The organism is Aquimarina sp. TRL1, from assembly GCF_013365535.1.
Classification (GTDB): Bacteria; Bacteroidota; Bacteroidia; order Flavobacteriales; family Flavobacteriaceae; genus Aquimarina; species Aquimarina hainanensis.
In genome coordinates this window covers 4,371,426-4,387,258 of record NZ_CP053590.1, presented here as the reverse complement: position 1 = coordinate 4,387,258, position 15,833 = coordinate 4,371,426, and the positions used below count along the sequence as shown (strand labels likewise).

Annotated in this window: 18 protein-coding genes; 4 read left to right on the top strand and 14 right to left on the bottom strand. The window is 32.5% G+C overall.

Translation table 11 applies throughout. From position 1 onward, the window contains the following. Nucleotides 1-2: 2 nt before the first annotated feature. A complete protein-coding gene (locus tag HN014_RS18025) occupies nucleotides 3-1,004 on the top strand; it encodes a S41 family peptidase (RefSeq protein ID WP_176030240.1) in 1,002 nt (333 codons plus the stop codon). 100 nt (nucleotides 1,005-1,104) lie between these two features. Here HN014_RS18025 and HN014_RS18020 read toward each other — a convergent pair whose 3' ends face one another. From HN014_RS18020 to HN014_RS17965, 12 genes are all read right to left on the bottom strand, one after another. Continuing rightward, nucleotides 1,105-1,323, bottom strand: a complete 219-nt coding sequence (locus tag HN014_RS18020; RefSeq protein WP_176030239.1) for a VF530 family DNA-binding protein — start codon at nucleotides 1,321-1,323, stop codon at nucleotides 1,105-1,107. An 11-nt stretch (nucleotides 1,324-1,334) separates the two neighbouring features. Then, entirely contained in the window at nucleotides 1,335-2,642 is a 1,308-nt protein-coding gene (locus HN014_RS18015) for a DEAD/DEAH box helicase (RefSeq protein ID WP_176030238.1), read from the bottom strand. 230 nt (nucleotides 2,643-2,872) lie between these two features. Beyond that, complete coding sequence (locus HN014_RS18010) at nucleotides 2,873-3,919, bottom strand: Rieske 2Fe-2S domain-containing protein (RefSeq protein WP_176030237.1); 1,047 nt, start codon at nucleotides 3,917-3,919, stop codon at nucleotides 2,873-2,875. 17 nt (nucleotides 3,920-3,936) lie between these two features. Further along, nucleotides 3,937-4,815, bottom strand: coding sequence for an SAM-dependent methyltransferase (locus HN014_RS18005; protein WP_176030236.1), 879 nt, complete (start codon nucleotides 4,813-4,815; stop codon nucleotides 3,937-3,939). Continuing rightward, nucleotides 4,808-5,401 carry an FcoT family thioesterase gene (locus HN014_RS18000; protein ID WP_176030235.1) on the bottom strand — a complete coding sequence of 198 codons (594 nt, stop codon included), beginning with the start codon at nucleotides 5,399-5,401 and terminating at the stop codon, nucleotides 4,808-4,810. The genes HN014_RS18005 and HN014_RS18000 overlap by 8 nt, the downstream gene beginning before the upstream one ends. A gap of 28 nt (nucleotides 5,402-5,429) precedes the next feature. Continuing rightward, entirely contained in the window at nucleotides 5,430-6,350 is a 921-nt protein-coding gene (locus HN014_RS17995) for a TauD/TfdA family dioxygenase (protein ID WP_176030234.1), read from the bottom strand. Between the two features lie 354 nt (nucleotides 6,351-6,704). Continuing rightward, nucleotides 6,705-7,466: a LytTR family DNA-binding domain-containing protein gene (locus HN014_RS17990; RefSeq protein ID WP_176030233.1), complete on the bottom strand. Its 762-nt coding sequence runs from the start codon at nucleotides 7,464-7,466 to the stop codon at nucleotides 6,705-6,707. 6 nt (nucleotides 7,467-7,472) lie between these two features. Then, nucleotides 7,473-8,495, bottom strand: coding sequence for a sensor histidine kinase (locus tag HN014_RS17985; RefSeq protein ID WP_176030232.1), 1,023 nt, complete (start codon nucleotides 8,493-8,495; stop codon nucleotides 7,473-7,475). A 236-nt stretch (nucleotides 8,496-8,731) separates the two neighbouring features. Beyond that, entirely contained in the window at nucleotides 8,732-9,394 is a 663-nt protein-coding gene (locus tag HN014_RS17980; protein ID WP_176030231.1) for a hypothetical protein, read from the bottom strand. Between the two features lie 355 nt (nucleotides 9,395-9,749). Further along, nucleotides 9,750-10,478 carry a hypothetical protein gene (locus tag HN014_RS17975; protein WP_176030230.1) on the bottom strand — a complete coding sequence of 243 codons (729 nt, stop codon included), beginning with the start codon at nucleotides 10,476-10,478 and terminating at the stop codon, nucleotides 9,750-9,752. A 269-nt stretch (nucleotides 10,479-10,747) separates the two neighbouring features. Further along, nucleotides 10,748-11,413, bottom strand: coding sequence for a potassium channel family protein (locus HN014_RS17970; RefSeq protein WP_176030229.1), 666 nt, complete (start codon nucleotides 11,411-11,413; stop codon nucleotides 10,748-10,750). 79 nt (nucleotides 11,414-11,492) lie between these two features. Then, the gene (locus HN014_RS17965) at nucleotides 11,493-12,077 is read right to left on the bottom strand and encodes an HD family hydrolase (RefSeq protein ID WP_176030228.1); all 585 of its coding nucleotides are present in this window, start codon (nucleotides 12,075-12,077) and stop codon (nucleotides 11,493-11,495) included. 82 nt (nucleotides 12,078-12,159) lie between these two features. On the opposite strand from HN014_RS17965, the gene HN014_RS17960 reads away from it, so the two are divergent. Next, nucleotides 12,160-12,723 carry a Crp/Fnr family transcriptional regulator gene (locus tag HN014_RS17960; protein WP_176030227.1) on the top strand — a complete coding sequence of 188 codons (564 nt, stop codon included), beginning with the start codon at nucleotides 12,160-12,162 and terminating at the stop codon, nucleotides 12,721-12,723. Nucleotides 12,724-12,933: 210 nt separating this feature from the next. Here HN014_RS17960 and HN014_RS17955 read toward each other — a convergent pair whose 3' ends face one another. After that, nucleotides 12,934-13,290, bottom strand: a complete 357-nt coding sequence (locus HN014_RS17955; protein WP_176030226.1) for a hypothetical protein — start codon at nucleotides 13,288-13,290, stop codon at nucleotides 12,934-12,936. A gap of 116 nt (nucleotides 13,291-13,406) precedes the next feature. Here HN014_RS17955 and HN014_RS17950 point away from each other — a divergent pair, with 116 nt between their 5' ends. Beyond that, nucleotides 13,407-13,604: a hypothetical protein gene (locus HN014_RS17950; protein WP_176030225.1), complete on the top strand. Its 198-nt coding sequence runs from the start codon at nucleotides 13,407-13,409 to the stop codon at nucleotides 13,602-13,604. 121 nt (nucleotides 13,605-13,725) lie between these two features. Here the strand turns inward: HN014_RS17950 and HN014_RS17945 are convergent, their stop codons facing one another. Then, nucleotides 13,726-14,613: an EamA family transporter gene (locus HN014_RS17945; RefSeq protein ID WP_176030224.1), complete on the bottom strand. Its 888-nt coding sequence runs from the start codon at nucleotides 14,611-14,613 to the stop codon at nucleotides 13,726-13,728. A gap of 388 nt (nucleotides 14,614-15,001) precedes the next feature. Here HN014_RS17945 and HN014_RS17940 point away from each other — a divergent pair, with 388 nt between their 5' ends. Continuing rightward, nucleotides 15,002-15,343, top strand: coding sequence for a protease inhibitor I42 family protein (locus HN014_RS17940; RefSeq protein WP_176030223.1), 342 nt, complete (start codon nucleotides 15,002-15,004; stop codon nucleotides 15,341-15,343). Nucleotides 15,344-15,833 lie beyond the last annotated feature (490 nt).

Genomic DNA, 15,833 nt, shown 5'->3' with positions numbered 1-15,833 from the left:
TCATGAAAAATATATTAAGACTAATCGTATGCTTGCCCTTACTGTGTTCTTGTGAAAAAGCCATCTTCGAAGAAGATATGGCAAGTACGAATCCTAGAGATAATTTTGATTATTTATGGAGAGAGTGTAACGAGAAATATGCTTATTTTGATTTAAAGCAAGTAGATTGGGATAACATTTATACTACATATGCTGCTCGAATTGATCCGAATATGTCAGATGATGCCCTGTTTACAGTAATGGGAGAAATGTTGACAGAATTAAAAGATGATCACACAAATTTGATTTCTAATTTTAATATCTCTTCGTTTGGTGTAGAATATTTAGGTCAGGATAATTATGATGAACGAATTATAAAAGAGCATTATTTAAGTGATAATTATTACCGGTCTGGTCCTTTTATTCATGATTTTATCGCCGACGGAACAATTGGATATGTTCGTTTTCCTTCATTTACCGGAACTGTAGATTATACTAATTTGGATTTTATTTTACAACGCTATCGAAATACCAAAGGGCTTATTATTGATCTGAGAGAAAATGGAGGGGGCGCTGTTAGTGATGTTTCTTCTTTACTGAGTAGATTTGTAACAAAAAAGACCCTGGTAGGCTACTCCCGTCTAAAAAATGGTCCGGGACATAATGATTTTTCGGATGATGAAGAAATGTATATCTCTCCAGGAGGTATTACGTATACTAAAAAAGTAATGATGTTAATTGATAGAGGAACATATAGTGCAGGGTCATTCACAGCATTAGCAACCAAAGCAATGCCTAACATACTACTAGTTGGTGATACTACAGGTGGTGGGTTAGGTCTTCCTAATGGAGGGCAATTACCTAATGGATGGCGTTATCGTTTTTCTGTTTCTCAAACTCTAGATCTTACTAAAGATAATCAATATGAAAATGGAGTACCTGCTGATATTCATACTTTATTCAATTGGGAAGACAGAACGAAAGATGAAATTATAGAAAGAGCTATTCTGGAAATTTTAAATTAAAAGGAAACACAATCCGATTCGAATTGAATCGGATTGTTTGTATATCTTACATTACTTTAATTTTTTCTTTAAACAACACGCATAATATTCAAAAAATAAATTACTTAACACTGTTCAAATACAACTTTTCGACTTTATCTCTAGCCCATTGATGTCTTCGTAAAAAAGTTAGGCTCGATTTGATAGATGGATTTGATCGGAAACAATTAATTGGAATTTTATCTCCTAATGTTTCCCAGCCATATTTAGCCACCAAAGTTTCTACTATATCGATTAATTTAATCCCGTGTAAAGGGTTATTAGGTTGTTCTAAACTCATATAATCAGAATTTATTTAGAGGAAACCTTTTCTTCATCAAAGGTATATGCTATTAATTTTTCGACAAGTTCTTCTTTTGTCAGATGATGAAATACAGTATGTACTTTTTCTTTAAACTCTGAAGAGAGTTCACGATTAGGTTTTGTTTTAAAAATTTTCTTAGCCCATAAAAACACATTATTCTCCTCAATTCCCTGAGCATCTGCTTTTTGAATCTCATTAAAAGTTATTCCTAGTTCTTCTTCAAAATCAGGAATCTCCTCCTTTTCTTCTTCAAGAAGAACTGTTAATGAAGTTCCTTTTCTTCCTGCTCTGGCCGTTCTTCCACTACGGTGCACATAGGTTTCATAATAATCTGGTAGGTGATAATGAACCACATAGGAAATTTCTTTAACATCAATTCCCCTGGCAGCCAGGTCAGTAGCTACTAATATATCAATATGTCCTTCTCTAAATTGCCCCATGATCCTGTCTCGAATGGGCTGAGATAGACTACCGTGTAAGGCTCCCGAAGAAAAACGATGAATAGCTAGTTTTTTAGCTAACTTATTCACTGCAGCTTTTGTTTTACAAAATATAATCCCTCGTTCTCCATATCTACTCGTTAGAAAATGCATTAAAACTTCCAGTTTCTCTATGGGATCTACCACTACATACTGATGATCTATTCCCTGATGCCCGATAGTCTCCATAGACACTGCAATTTCCACAACGTCTTTAGCCATGTAATTATGTACTAAATTCTTTATCGCTCCGGACATCGTAGCGGTAAATAAAATCGTTCTTCTCTTTTTGGGAAGTATTTCTATAATTTGATCTACTCCCTTTTTTTGAGCGCTTATCATTTCATCTGCTTCATCTAACACAAAATATGCTGTAGTGGTAATATCAATTGCCTTCCTTTTTTGTAAGTCAAGCAGTCTTCCCGGGGTAGCAATAACAATATGTGTTGTTTCCTTAAGAAGTTCTATTTGTGGTTTAATCGGTACTCCTCCGCAAATAACTGCCAGTGATACATCCGGAACACATGACTCTAGAGCTTTCAATTCCGTATAAATTTGCTGCCCTAATTCTCTGGTTGGCACCAAGATGATAGCTTGTATTTCTGACTTACCTGTATTAATCAACTGTAATAGAGGTAATCCAAAAGCTAGTGTTTTTCCTGTTCCGGTTTTTGCCAGTCCAACAATGTCATTTGTTTTTTCTAATACTACAGGAATTGCTTTTTCCTGAATAGCCGTGGGCTGTGAAATACGAAGTGCTGACAATCCTTTTTGTAGTGATTCCTGGATTCCTAAACTGGAAAATGATATGCTCATAAATAAAATTTGGACAAAGATAATCGTATAAATAAAACTTTGACCCATTATTGAGACTCAAATGCTTCGGGTTTATCACAAAATCAAGCTTTATAATTATATTAATTATTCCAGATTTATTTCATAATTTTTCAGGTAGCTGTATAATCACTTATATTAAAAAAGGCAGTAGTATACTAAACTAGTACAGTCCTAAAGATGGTTTAGTATACTACTTTACATCTTATTGATTATTCTGTAAATTCATAAATAGCTTCTGTATACTCTTTTTTTCCATAATAGATAGTATCGGTTTTCTTTCTGTTATGAAAAATTTGTTTGTCGAGATTTGTCAACTTCCAATTGTTCCCATCTTCTGGATTTAACGGAGCAAATCTGGCTATTCTGGCATCTTCCCAGATTTCATATTTTGTAACTAATAAGGTAAAAAATCGAATGATCGGAGAAAACAGTCTCAGAATTCGATTTTTAATTTTCATCTGTACAAACACGTGAAGATCTACTTTAGTAGCTGTTATCGGAGTCATAAAAGTGGTAATAATAAACTCATTAGAACGCACCACTGTATTCGGTTTATCCGTCCAATAATTATGATACGATCCATGTAATGGTTTAAAACGAAAAACCCAGTCATTATGATAGTAGTCTCCTGACTTTAATCCATAACTCCACCTGAAGAAAAATGGTTGTTTTCTATATTCACAGGAACTAAATCCTCTGGTTTGTTCCTCTTCTATTTTAACAGAAAACGTAACAGTGTCTAATTTTGATTTTGAAGCGCCTATAAATTTGTGTACCTGAAATGCGTGCTCGATCTCTCCAAAATTATCTAATACCACCTTTAGCGGGGCATTAAATTTCTGAGTAAAGCTACCAATGAGATTAAATGCCTTGTTTGTAAAATCAGGAAATGCCTCATCCGGTACATCTTTATTTGCAATCCATATAAACCCGTGTTTTTCCCAGGTTTTTAGACTGTGCACTTTACATGTTCTTTTCGGAACTGACGGACTATACCCCTGCCCTTCTCCATTTATTGTCCATGCATGATATCCACAAACAATTTCTCTTTCCTTATTCAGTTTTCCTTTAATCAAATTAGCTCCTCGATGCGGACAAGCAGCCGGAACTGCTCTGGGAGTTCGGTTTTTATCTCTAAATAGAACAAATACTTTCCCGGACACAGTAATTTCTACAATTTTCCCTTTTCTTAATTTCGTTGATTTTAATACCGGATGTGGGAACCTAAGTACATCATTTTCTACTATATGTTTCATACAATTCGTTCTTATAATCAGACAATAGCATGTGCCATATGCACATGCCCTAATGTTTTTCCTGCTATTTCGCCACTTTGGGTTTTTAGGTATTTCTGTTCCAGTTCTTCGGGACTAAGATCAGAACATAACGTTAGGTTACATTCTGTCAAAAAAGTAGTTGTTTGTGTTGGTTCTAACCCAAATAAAAATGGTTCTTGAATCTTTTTTAGCCATTTTGCAATTTCCTCTCCTCCAAAGGTAGAATAGTCTCCTTTGACAAATTTCTCCAAAGCATAATCAAATACAATAGAACTTCCGTTTTTACAAGAACTAACAAAGCGTAAAATATGTCTAACTACGGCCTCTGGCAAATAGTACGAAACTCCTTCCCATAAAAATAATGTCTTCTTATCGGTTTCAAATCCGTGAAATTCCAATGCTGCTTCAAAAGAATCTTTATTAAAATCTACTGGTATGAAATGAATATTCTCTGGAATGTCTTTAACTTTTTTGTGTAAGATTTTCTGCTTGTTCTCTTGGGTTGCATAAAAGTCAACTTCATAGACATCAACTGATTTTAATAGATCCTGAAACCTAATCGCTCTGGTATCATATCCAGCACCTAAAATAACCAACTGTTCAATACCATTTAGTGCTTCTTTTTTTAATATTTCATCAAAGTGCTTGGTTCTGGTAATTGCAAAATGATAGCTTCCTGGAGACATCTTGTGCAGTATCTTTTTTAGAAGTTTATGTGGTCGTATAGATGTTAGTAATCTATAGGGAGTGTTTAAAAAACAACTGGCCAAATCATCAGAACATCGCAGGTTTTTATCTTTTTCTTTATAAGCCGCTGCTCTGAGAGCAGCGACTGATTCTGCAGACTTTATCGCCTGCTGTTTTTTTCTATTCATGGTTAAAATTAGGGTTATATGCCAGAACGACTGATCCTTTGGATCTTCCTCCGTTTTTATCATAAAAAAAGATATCGGTATAGAAGAAAGTTACTTTACTTCTGGGGGTTACCTCTCTGAGAATAAGTTCTCCCCAAAATTGATCAGAGTCGATGGCATTCATAAACTTTCCTTCAATTTTCACGATTAGCATGGATGATAATTGATTGTTCATGAATGTTTCAAAACTAAGCCCTGTATCATCCCATTGCTGGAACATGGAATGCATTAATCTATTTTTAAACGCATATGCAAACATTACATATGATAATTGATTAAAACAAATATTAAATTCTACAGCATTAAAATGCCCAGTATCATCTATATAGCAACTGTTAGGAATTGTGAATTCTCCTTTTGCTACTAGTAAATTTTCGGAATTATCTTTAGAAACTGCTGTCTTTTTATGACTCAAAATTTCTGCAGATTTCAGATATGTTGTGGTTTCCATATAGGGTTTTAATACGGTTGCCACAAAAGAAGGGTCTATAGGTATACTATCTTGATCCACTCCTATTACATTATCGGATGCGACGAGTTTACTCATTTTTGATAATAATTAATAAGTGAATGAATTATACAGCCTGAGTTTCCTCTTCTTTTATTTTTGAATGCTCTTCTGATAAAGGATATCCGTCTTTCAAAGTAATGCGATACATCATCGTTTCCTCTTCTTTGGTTACCTCTTGATGTATGTTTTCAGTCGGTGCTTTTTTTCTCCCGGAAGAATGCGCCAAAAATCGATTATCCCAGATGATAACATCTCCTTTTTCCCAACGAACTTCTTTTATAAATTCTTCTGTCTCTGCAAAATCGAAAATTTCTTGCAAGATTCGGGCAGAGTCATCCATTCCTCTGTCTTTAATTCCAATAGTAAAACCTCTGGTACCATAAATTGTTTTTTCTCCTGTATAAGGATGAGTCAATACGGCAGGATGCGCGACAGGTTCCTGAATATAATCGATCATCTCCAGAATTTCTGTAACATCCAGTCCTACATCATCCGGTCTTACCTTGTATCGATACCTTCCACTGTGCATAAACTCAGCATTTTCAATTTCATCCAGAAGATGCTTTGGTAGTTTATTATACACCTGTGACATATCTATAAATCGAGTTGTACGTGGAATACTCACAGGTAATATCTTAGGCATAAGCATTGTAATTGCTTTGGGATCTGGCTCAAAAGCTGTGTCTGAGTGCCAATAACCTCCTGTTCTAGGAACTCCGATTTTCTGAGTTTTTCCTTGTTTTACATTAGAAGAAACAAAGATTAATTCATGATCCGGATGATTATAATTTTCCTGAATGTATGGAATTGGCTCTCCCAGCTTATACGCTAAGTTGCAAAAATCTTCTTCTGAAAGTTCCTGATTTTTGATAACGATAATTCGGTTTTTGTACAAAGCGTCTTTCAGTTTATCAATCAAACTATCATCCGTTAAATTTAGATCTGTGTATACGGCAGATCCAATAGCTAATGGTTTTAAATCCATAAGAAATTTGTGTGTAATTAAAATTGGTTTATTAAACAATCTAAGTTGGTTACTTGTTGATTGTGCTAATTTTCACAATTTTATATACACTACAAAATCAGAAAAAAAGGAAGGTTAAAAAACGAATACTTTAAAACCGTAGTAAAGAAAAGCTTATGAATTTCTTTCAATTCATCTCATATAAGATGGTTTCTGTTCTTATCTGTTTTTTTCTTACAGATCAAAAAAGAACTATTTAAAACTTATATAAATTATGTATTACTGTATTAATATAATGTGCAACTATAAATTCTAAAAAAAAAGTTAATTTTTAACATGGTTTTATAATCAATGCTAATTCCTGAAAAGACCATATTATAGATTCATCCAGTTTTTTACCTCATTTGCTTTGGCCTTACTTGCAACTATTCTTTCCTGAAACGGAGGATTTGTATTTATAATCAATTTACCATTGAAATAAAACTTAATATTGACAATTGCTTCCCTATTAACAATAAACTGCCTGTTTACTCTGTGAAAGATGGTAGGGTCTATTTCGTTCTCTACATCTTCGAGTTTTTTATTAACGATATGACTTTGATTAGAAAAAGTTACTGCTTTTACAATTCCTGTCTCTATATAAAAAAATGCTATATCCTGGACTTTTAGAGGAATGAGTTCATCTCTTTTTTGAATCAAATAGGTGTTTTTAAAACTTTTGTTTTTAGCCTGAATCAACTCTAACATTCCCTGTATGTGATCATCCAAAGGGGGCTGTTTTACTTGCATATTTCTATACTTGTCGATTCCTTCTTCTAATTCCTCTTCACTGATTGGTTTTAAGAGATAATCTATACTATTGACCTTAAACGCCTGTATGGCGTATTGGTCATAAGCTGTTGTAAAGATTACCGGAATTGTCAACTGCACCTGATCAAATATCTCAAAAGAAATCCCATCTGCCAGATGAATATCCATAAAGATCAATTCTGCGTCCGTAGGAGTTGAAAAATATGATACTGCAGCTGCTACAGAATCCAATACCTGAAGGACTTCTATACCATCATCAATACTTTCTAATAAATAAATTAAGTTTTCACTTGCTGCTATTTCATCTTCTACAATGACTACTTTCATGCGCTATTATTTTAAGGGTAGTTGTACCATAAAAACATCATCTCCATCACTAATCTTAATATGTTGATCTTTTAGTAACAGATATCGTTTATCTATATTGGCCAATCCCTGGCCGGTACTATCTACAAATGTGGTTCTAGGACGTATTTTATTTTCTACTACAATGTGGTTTTCTTTGATATAAATACTTACATGAAGAGGATTATTTTCTGATATTTCATTATGCTTTACAGCGTTTTCTACCAGTAACTGCAATACCATAGACGGAATCCCAATATGTAAATAAATAGCATCAATATCAATAGTAATACTGAAACGATTTCTATATCTCGTTTTTATCAAATAGATATAACTGTCTAAAAACTTTAATTCTTCTTTTAATGTTACCAAATCCTGCTGCCCGCTTTGCAGGATATACCGATACATAAACGATAGTTTATTGACAAATGTAGTTGCCTCCTTGTTATCCCTGATCAAAGAATTTAGCGAATTCAGAGAATTAAACAGGAAATGCGGATTAATTTGGTTCTTTAATGCTGATAATTCATTTTGCAAACTTTGCCTTTTCAGCGATTCTTTTTCTACTAAATCCTGTTGATGTACAATCTGATATCTCAAAATTCTGGAAATAAAAATGAGAATCAACAAAACAATACAATAGATAAAATACAAAAAACCTCTTTCTGTATCAGATAATATAATCTTGGTTATATATTGATATATCGGTATAAAAACAGAAATAATAATACTCAAAACAGCAATATTCCCGGCAATTAACACTAAAACCCTTACAATTCTATTAAGGTACTGATATCGGAGTTTCCAGTTCGTATTAAACTGTAATATCAAATAAGAGAAAACAAAGAAAAATAAAATACGGATCAGAACTCCTTGTATAGTAGGTGTACTAAAAGATTTTCCAAAGGGATTTAAACCAAATAAGGATAATATTCTTAATAGATTAACTAGTAATGTTACTGATAATGCAATACTGAGAATGACAGATTGTTTAACTTTTTTAAACCACAAATTGAGTACGATTTTCCTTAGTATATATTTTTCTATTAAAAGCAAAATTAAACTAATTTATAACATTGGTAGCATATTTATTCAAACTTCTGATGTATTAATCATGATCTAATGCTAAGGTTCTGTTAGGGATTAATTGATTTTCTTTCTCATTGTCAAAAACCTAGAATCAAATAATAAAAAACTGTTAAAGAGATAGGCTCCTTAACAGTTTCGGGGCTAACAAAACAATAAAACTAATCTAATAGTTCTTTTACGATCTTTTTTGAAAAATCAGTAGAAGTAGTTCCCAGAGTTTCTGGATTATCTAATTCTGTAGTGATTACTGAAATCAATTGATTTTTCTCTGGCTGTTTTAGGTCATAAAACACTGTTTCCAGGATGTATTTTTTTCCTGAAGAGGTTGTATACATTACGGGAGCAGTATCTATATATACGGAACCATAATAACTGTAAAATCCTCTATAATATCCTCTTCTGTAAAAACCTGGATACGTGCTAACATAATATCCTGTACTTCCTGAAGCTGTAGTGGTTGTATATTTTTTTATGTCTTTTAATACCGTCATTACTACAACATCAACTCCTTCTCCCTTTAATTTTGTTTTTACATTTTCTATTTCCTCTGTTGTCAGATCATTTTTATCTGTACTTATGTCTGGAAATGTCTTATAACTAACATGGGCTGTATATCCGTTTTGATTCAACTCATCAGTAATATCATCCTCAAATTGTATTCTGGCAATATCATCTTTTGTCTTACACATCACCAAAATATTTTTTCCTTTCAGGTTTTCTGTTTTTATATCTTTCCATGAGTGTGTTACTTTTACTGATGAACATCCTACGAATGCAGTTATCATTATAACAAGTCCTAAAAATTTTCCTAGTTTTTTCATGGTTTCAAATTTTAAATTCACATTATCTATTTCATAAATCTCAATAGTAAATCACTGTTTTAGTCTGCTATTTTTGAATTATTTATAGTACAAATGTATGACGGTTCACAGCTGTGAAAATTGTATTTTTTAGTGAAGTGTCTAAATCAGATAGTGAAGTGTCCTAATAAGAAATTAAACTATTTCTGACCACGATCTAAAGCATAAAAAAACTCCTCTATTTTCATAAAGGAGCTCTGTGATATCTGGTATATTATATTTGCTAACAGCTTAATTAATACTATGAATCCTGAATTTTACGCTTCTTGATTCATTAATAATATCCACTGATTCCGTACTGGGCAGTGAATGTTTCTTATCCTCGTCTTTTATAACGGTCATGTTCATTGCGTTCATTGCGATCATCTCTACGTTCTCTTTTATCTTCTCTTCGCTCCTGACGGTCTTCTCCTAATTCTATCTTGGTTGCCTCGATATCTTGTTGCATGGAATCAATAAACTCTAAAACTAGATTTTTATTGACCATTGCAGATTCAAAATCAGCATCGTCAAAGGTAAATTTATACGATTGTAAGTTTGTTAGAATCTGTTTTTGTCTTTCTGTTCTAGCTATTTGTTCCTTATAATCTCTGACATCATCTCTTCGGTCCCGTTGATCATCTTTTAAATTAGCTCTGTCTCTTGCTAAATCTCTTTTATCGTCTCTCCTATCGAATCTCCCTCTACTCGCATCTTTTTTATCTCTTTGGATCTCTCGTCTTTCTATACGTATTTCTGCACTGCTTTGAGCTATTTCTTTTTTTGCTTTTTTTGCCTTAATTGTACTTTGTTTTACTTCTCTTTTCATATCAGAAATAATACGTCCCATTACTTTATTTGTACTGGCAGCATCTTTTTCACCATATGCCGTTTTGAATTGTTCGTGTTTTTCCTTAAAAGCTGCTAATTCCTGAATATCTCTTTCCAGATTTTTTTTCCCTTCCTGTATTTGCTTTGAATTTTGAGCTGCCTCTCTGGCATTTTGTGCATTAGTGACACTTATACAAAAAAAGGCAAGCGTAAGTAGCGTAATTATTTTCCTCATAATTATTGATATTAGTTAGACATGGGTTGACTCACTAGGTGAGATAATACTACCCCTGATCAAGCTCCAGCGCTGAAACATTTATAACTTACAAATCGTTTACCGAAAAACCAGGGGTAGTTTTCTCAATAAATTTAAGTCAATTTTACTATATATCAACTATTTAGAGCTTAATTAAAATGATTCTTAAATAGAGGTCTCTTTTTTTGTCTATTATACGAGTAAGACCTTGGATATAAACAAAGGTTTAATTAAGAAAGGGGAAAAAACTATTTGGAAATTTGATTTACATATTTCCCCATTACGATTGCAGTAATGACGACCAAATACATTTGTCCCATTAACCCTATTAAGATAGCTGCTTTTCTGGCCAGTTCTGTCAAAGGAACAATATCTCCATACCCAATAGTTAATAAAGTGATGTAGCTGTAATACATCATTTTTTCTGTAAGAGTTTTTGTAGCTATTTCTCCTGCAATATTATCATTAAAAGATCCTGGTATCACCATCTCTATGGATAAACAGATAAAAAAACCTATTAAACCTAAGGAAATATAACCGCTAATAAGACCGAGAATCACATTTTTACTAATGACAGCAGCATTCCATACCTGTTTGATCATTTCTATAGTTACTACAATATAAAAAAGAAAATACGCTCCTAATCTGACAAAATTGATCGTTTGACTATTTTGGTTTTTTATCATATTAAATCCAAAAACGAGCCCGGTCACGATAAGTAGGATCAGGAAGAACCACATCGTTTTTTTTCTTTTGGAAATTAAAATGATTCCGGCTGATAGATTAATTAAAAATAATATGGGAGATAATACGAGTTCAAAAAACACTGCAGGAACGACTAAGGAACCAAATAAAATTGCAATCTGACTAAAAAAGAAATTCTCAAATCTATATTTATATAATTTTTCCCACATATGGATACAAAATATGATATATTCTTATTGTTGTAAAAATACTACTTTCATTTTCATTCGCTCTTTTATTTTAGTGAGATCATTGACATAATATTTCTTTTTTCTTCATTGTATTTAAAAGTGCTTCTACATAGTTCCACAAAGTAGTAGATCCTGTATTCATATGTTCAATTTTGGCATAGATGGTATCATAAGGAACCGAGTACTCTACCCAACTCCCTCCGTCGTTAGATTCATTTTGTAAGACTGGCTGCAATCGATCAATTGCTTTTGCAAATGCAGCTTCCTTAGTTTGCCCGTATTCAAATTCTTTCCATAAGCTTATTAATTCTAATGCCTGATCCCGTGGCAATATTGAAAATATTCGAGTTGCTGCTCGTAATTCTTCTTCTGTATTATTGTGATTTTTTGTAGTATCAAATAAAAAAATATCACCAGCATCAATTTCTACCAGATCATGTATCAAGACCATTTTTAATACTTTCAATACATCTATTTCTTCATTTGCATGCTCTGCCAGTATTAACGTCATAAGTGCCAAATGCCAGCTGTGCTCTGCATCATTTTCATGTCGGTTACTGGCAAATAATTTTGTTTTTCTTGTAATATATTTTAATTGATCAATTTCCTTAATAAATGCAATCTGCTGTTTCAATCGTGTCATTCTTTTTGGTTTTTATTTATTTTTGATTGCAAATAAAACAATACAACCTTTTTTACAACAAGGACATTTGTCCGATAACACTATGTTACAAGAAAATCAAGACCTCATTTCATATATCTCCTTACTACAGAAAGAACATACTGAAATTAGTCTGGATTTAATCCCTCCAAAAAAAAATATTATAGAAGCCGGGAGGATGCAGCATAATCTTTTTATCCAAAAAGAAGGCATAACTAAATGTGTTCAGCTATTAGAGAATGGAACTGAATTTATTCAGGATTTTTTTGGTGTTGGAGGGTTATATGGAGAGATTGAATTGATCCATAATTCAGTTAGTAAATGTGCTGTTATTACCATTACAGATACATCTGTATATCGCATTCCTAAATCCCTTTTCTTAGAATTATTAGATCGCAATAGCGCATTTAATCGACTCATTATCGAAAGCCTGACTAAAAAAATTAGTTTTAAAGCAGATAGGCATTCTTTTCACCAATCACATCGCCTTTTTGACAATATTGTAAGGTTACAAAGTAACTTTCCATTATTCGATAGTAAAATATCCAAAGCTGACATTGCCAATTATTTAGGAATCACTCCTCGTAGCCTTACCCGAGTTCTATCTCAATTGTCTTCTGATAAATAAATTTCTATCTATAACTTTCCAACAACCATAGATGTAATAGCAACGGCATACATGTTTTAGTGCTGAAATACAATGGACACACAAAATAAAAGCCCTTATCCACAGATAAAGGCTTTTCAATCCTTACTAATCTATATTCCATATAGACTGAGAACATATCACATATGTTCAGATAATTAAAAATCGAACTTTGGGCAAAAAAAGGTGATTTTAATGGTCGGCAAGTAATACATATGAATTACTCGATACGGGAGAAACGCTGTAGGTTTTAACATTTCTCAATTTTTCTAAGTGTTTTTCAGCTTCCATAAAAGCTGTTTGCATAGCACTCAAATTAGAATTTTTCTTTACGGTGATTATTTTAGAGATAATATCTCCATTGGTATGCTCTATCGTCATTTTCCATCGTTTTACAGAATGAAAATTTTTAGAACTACTCTCCTTCTTCCTCTTCCCTTTTTCTCGTTCTAGCATCTCATGTTTCTCTGTATCTAATACTCGATTATTTTCTGAAGCTGCAGTCGCATAAAAACCTAAAAACAGCATAATTACAAATAGGAGTTTCATTTTAGTTGATGTTTTGATTTGTATGCTACGAATATACATATATTTTTTTAATATTAAAATATTTCTTTAATAAAAATTTACTTGATTAATAAAAATTTATATGTATATTTGATCCTATGATTAATAAGAAGCTAAAAAAGCTCCTTAAAAAGAGTAAAGGAGCTAAGACGGTATATGGTATTTCAAAAGCTTTGGGGATAAGTCCTCAAGCCGGTGATTATGTTGTAAAGAAGAAAGATTTAGAAAGAGACTTCAAGAGATTAAAGGCAATTGCCGAATATATGGAAGTGGATATAAAGGAAATTATAGGATAATATGGGATGAACATTTACCCTTCAATTCAATTACTTCAAGTATATGTGTTCCGAGGTTTACTGAGAAATTAATATTTATTTTTTATCTACTTCCTCGTATAATTATTTATAACGGAATAGCTTATTTACTTTTATTGACAAAATATACACCTGTTAATAAGACAAAAGCTGCTACAGAAGATTGCATAGTGATTTGTTCGTTAAGAAAGTACCACCCCAGAAATAATGCAATCACGGGATTGACATAGGCTGCGGTTGCTACTTTTTCTGCGGATACATTTTTCAGCAAATAATTAAATGATGTAAAGGCTATAATACTTCCTAATGTGATAAGACCAAACATCGCCCAGGCTATGGATTGTTTCCAGATCAAGGGAGAGGTCCAGGATTCTCCAAAAAAGAAGCTTGTCAGCAATAATCCGCCTCCACCTAGAAGCATTTGGTATCCTGTATTAATCAAGAAATTAGAAGGTAATTCGACCTTAGCGACGTACAGACTCCCGTAGCTCCAGCTAATCACACAGGTAAAAATCATAAAAATAGGGATCCATGCTCCCTCCTGCTGAGTCAAACGGTCCTGGCTTACCAGAATATACATACCTATTATCCCCATTGTAATACCAATTAATGACATCGGCTTTATTTTTGAACGGTACAGTATCCGCATCAAAATTAAAACAACCAAAGGTTGTGAAGCAACCTCCAAAGCAGCCAAACCACTATCTACATATTTTAAGGCCCAGACCAGGACACCATTTCCATATGTGAGAAATAAGAAACCCGCCACCGTACAATGTAATAACTGCTTCTTACTTATAGCGAGAGAAACTCCTATGAGTTTTGCTAATAACAACAAGGAGATACCCGCAGTAATAAAACGGAATGCTGCTAAATAAAATGGTGGAATTTCTTCTACAATTACCTTATTTAATATATAGGTTGCTCCCCAGCATACATATACTGCAAAAAAAGCTAAAATGATTAATAAGGTATTTTGATAAACTTTCACTATTTATTTACGTAAATATTAGTTCGTTCGTTTTTTGAGAATTGATATAGCAAAAATATGATTCTTTCAGACTATATAACTACCCCAGTTTATAGTTATTATGTAGGCCGGATTAGTTCTAAATATAGAACCAAAACCTGACCTTATTTTATCAAATAAACAAGAAGTAATATAAAACCTTACTTTGTGTAAGTTAATAAATGAGAAGTTATATCACTACAATGTTAATTATTGAAAATCAACAAATTACATTAAAAATATCATGGTTTTACAAACTATTTTTTATACATTTAATATAAATAAATACCACACTAGTAATAAGATATCTTGGGTACTTATTTATACAATTTTTTAAAACTTTCATTAACTTTTTAAAGCACAAAATAATATGTCTACAACTGTTTTAAGTCAGGAAGAAAAAAAAGCCTTTGTTTTGCCTCCAATTCACACTAAAGTAGGAGAACCTTTTTCTATTACTTTGGAAGATAATCCATCTACAGGATTTACACAAGCCTTGACAAAATTGCCAGCGCATATTGCGCTTATCGAAGATAAATATTTCCCGTCTAGTTCACATTTATTAGGAGCTCCGGGAACTAGAAAATTTACATTTGTTGCTCTGGAAAAAGGAGAGGGTACTATAGCATTTAACAGTATCAAGTTTACACACCCTAAACCAACAGTAGCACCAAGAAACCCAATGCAAGAACGATTTGTTATTGTATCATAAAAATATCAGGGATTAATTAATTACCCCAATGCTTTATCTTTTAATAACAGGTGTTATATGTATGATATAACACCTGTTTTCTTTTTGTGTATATGGATTTTTATGACATTTGATAAATATTCTACACTATTCGATGTGTACGTTTTTTTAGTAAACAAGTATTCATGTTTATAATATAAAAGAGTGTAATTCTGTGTATCGATATCAATTTATCGATATTCGAGAAAGGTCTATTTTATAAACAAATACTCATCGTTAATATAGAATTTATTGAACGGTTATAGATTTTACGTTGCCTAATGGTATACTAAAGCTTATAGACAGCTACTTTATAGCTACTTTCTCATGGTGTTCTTTGTGTAAAAGATGCTATGATGACACCAATAGCTATAAAAGTAAAATTATGTGCGTTTTTTTAAATTCACTGTATGTTATGTGCTACTTATACATAGAGAGTAAAGGGGGTATAATGATTTATAAAATAGAACCT

Coding starts and splice junctions, on each gene's coding strand:
- HN014_RS18025 (WP_176030240.1), top strand. CDS start 3: ATGAAAAATATATTAAGACTAATCGTATGCTTGCCCTTACTGTGTTCT.
- HN014_RS18020 (WP_176030239.1), bottom strand. CDS start 1,323: ATGAGTTTAGAACAACCTAATAACCCTTTACACGGGATTAAATTAATC.
- HN014_RS18015 (WP_176030238.1), bottom strand. CDS start 2,642: ATGAGCATATCATTTTCCAGTTTAGGAATCCAGGAATCACTACAAAAA.
- HN014_RS18010 (WP_176030237.1), bottom strand. CDS start 3,919: ATGAAACATATAGTAGAAAATGATGTACTTAGGTTCCCACATCCGGTA.
- HN014_RS18005 (WP_176030236.1), bottom strand. CDS start 4,815: ATGAATAGAAAAAAACAGCAGGCGATAAAGTCTGCAGAATCAGTCGCT.
- HN014_RS18000 (WP_176030235.1), bottom strand. CDS start 5,401: ATGAGTAAACTCGTCGCATCCGATAATGTAATAGGAGTGGATCAAGAT.
- HN014_RS17995 (WP_176030234.1), bottom strand. CDS start 6,350: ATGGATTTAAAACCATTAGCTATTGGATCTGCCGTATACACAGATCTA.
- HN014_RS17990 (WP_176030233.1), bottom strand. CDS start 7,466: ATGAAAGTAGTCATTGTAGAAGATGAAATAGCAGCAAGTGAAAACTTA.
- HN014_RS17980 (WP_176030231.1), bottom strand. CDS start 9,394: ATGAAAAAACTAGGAAAATTTTTAGGACTTGTTATAATGATAACTGCA.
- HN014_RS17975 (WP_176030230.1), bottom strand. CDS start 10,478: ATGAGGAAAATAATTACGCTACTTACGCTTGCCTTTTTTTGTATAAGT.
- HN014_RS17970 (WP_176030229.1), bottom strand. CDS start 11,413: ATGTGGGAAAAATTATATAAATATAGATTTGAGAATTTCTTTTTTAGT.
- HN014_RS17965 (WP_176030228.1), bottom strand. CDS start 12,077: ATGACACGATTGAAACAGCAGATTGCATTTATTAAGGAAATTGATCAA.
- HN014_RS17960 (WP_176030227.1), top strand. CDS start 12,160: ATGTTACAAGAAAATCAAGACCTCATTTCATATATCTCCTTACTACAG.
- HN014_RS17955 (WP_176030226.1), bottom strand. CDS start 13,290: ATGAAACTCCTATTTGTAATTATGCTGTTTTTAGGTTTTTATGCGACT.
- HN014_RS17950 (WP_176030225.1), top strand. CDS start 13,407: ATGATTAATAAGAAGCTAAAAAAGCTCCTTAAAAAGAGTAAAGGAGCT.
- HN014_RS17940 (WP_176030223.1), top strand. CDS start 15,002: ATGTCTACAACTGTTTTAAGTCAGGAAGAAAAAAAAGCCTTTGTTTTG.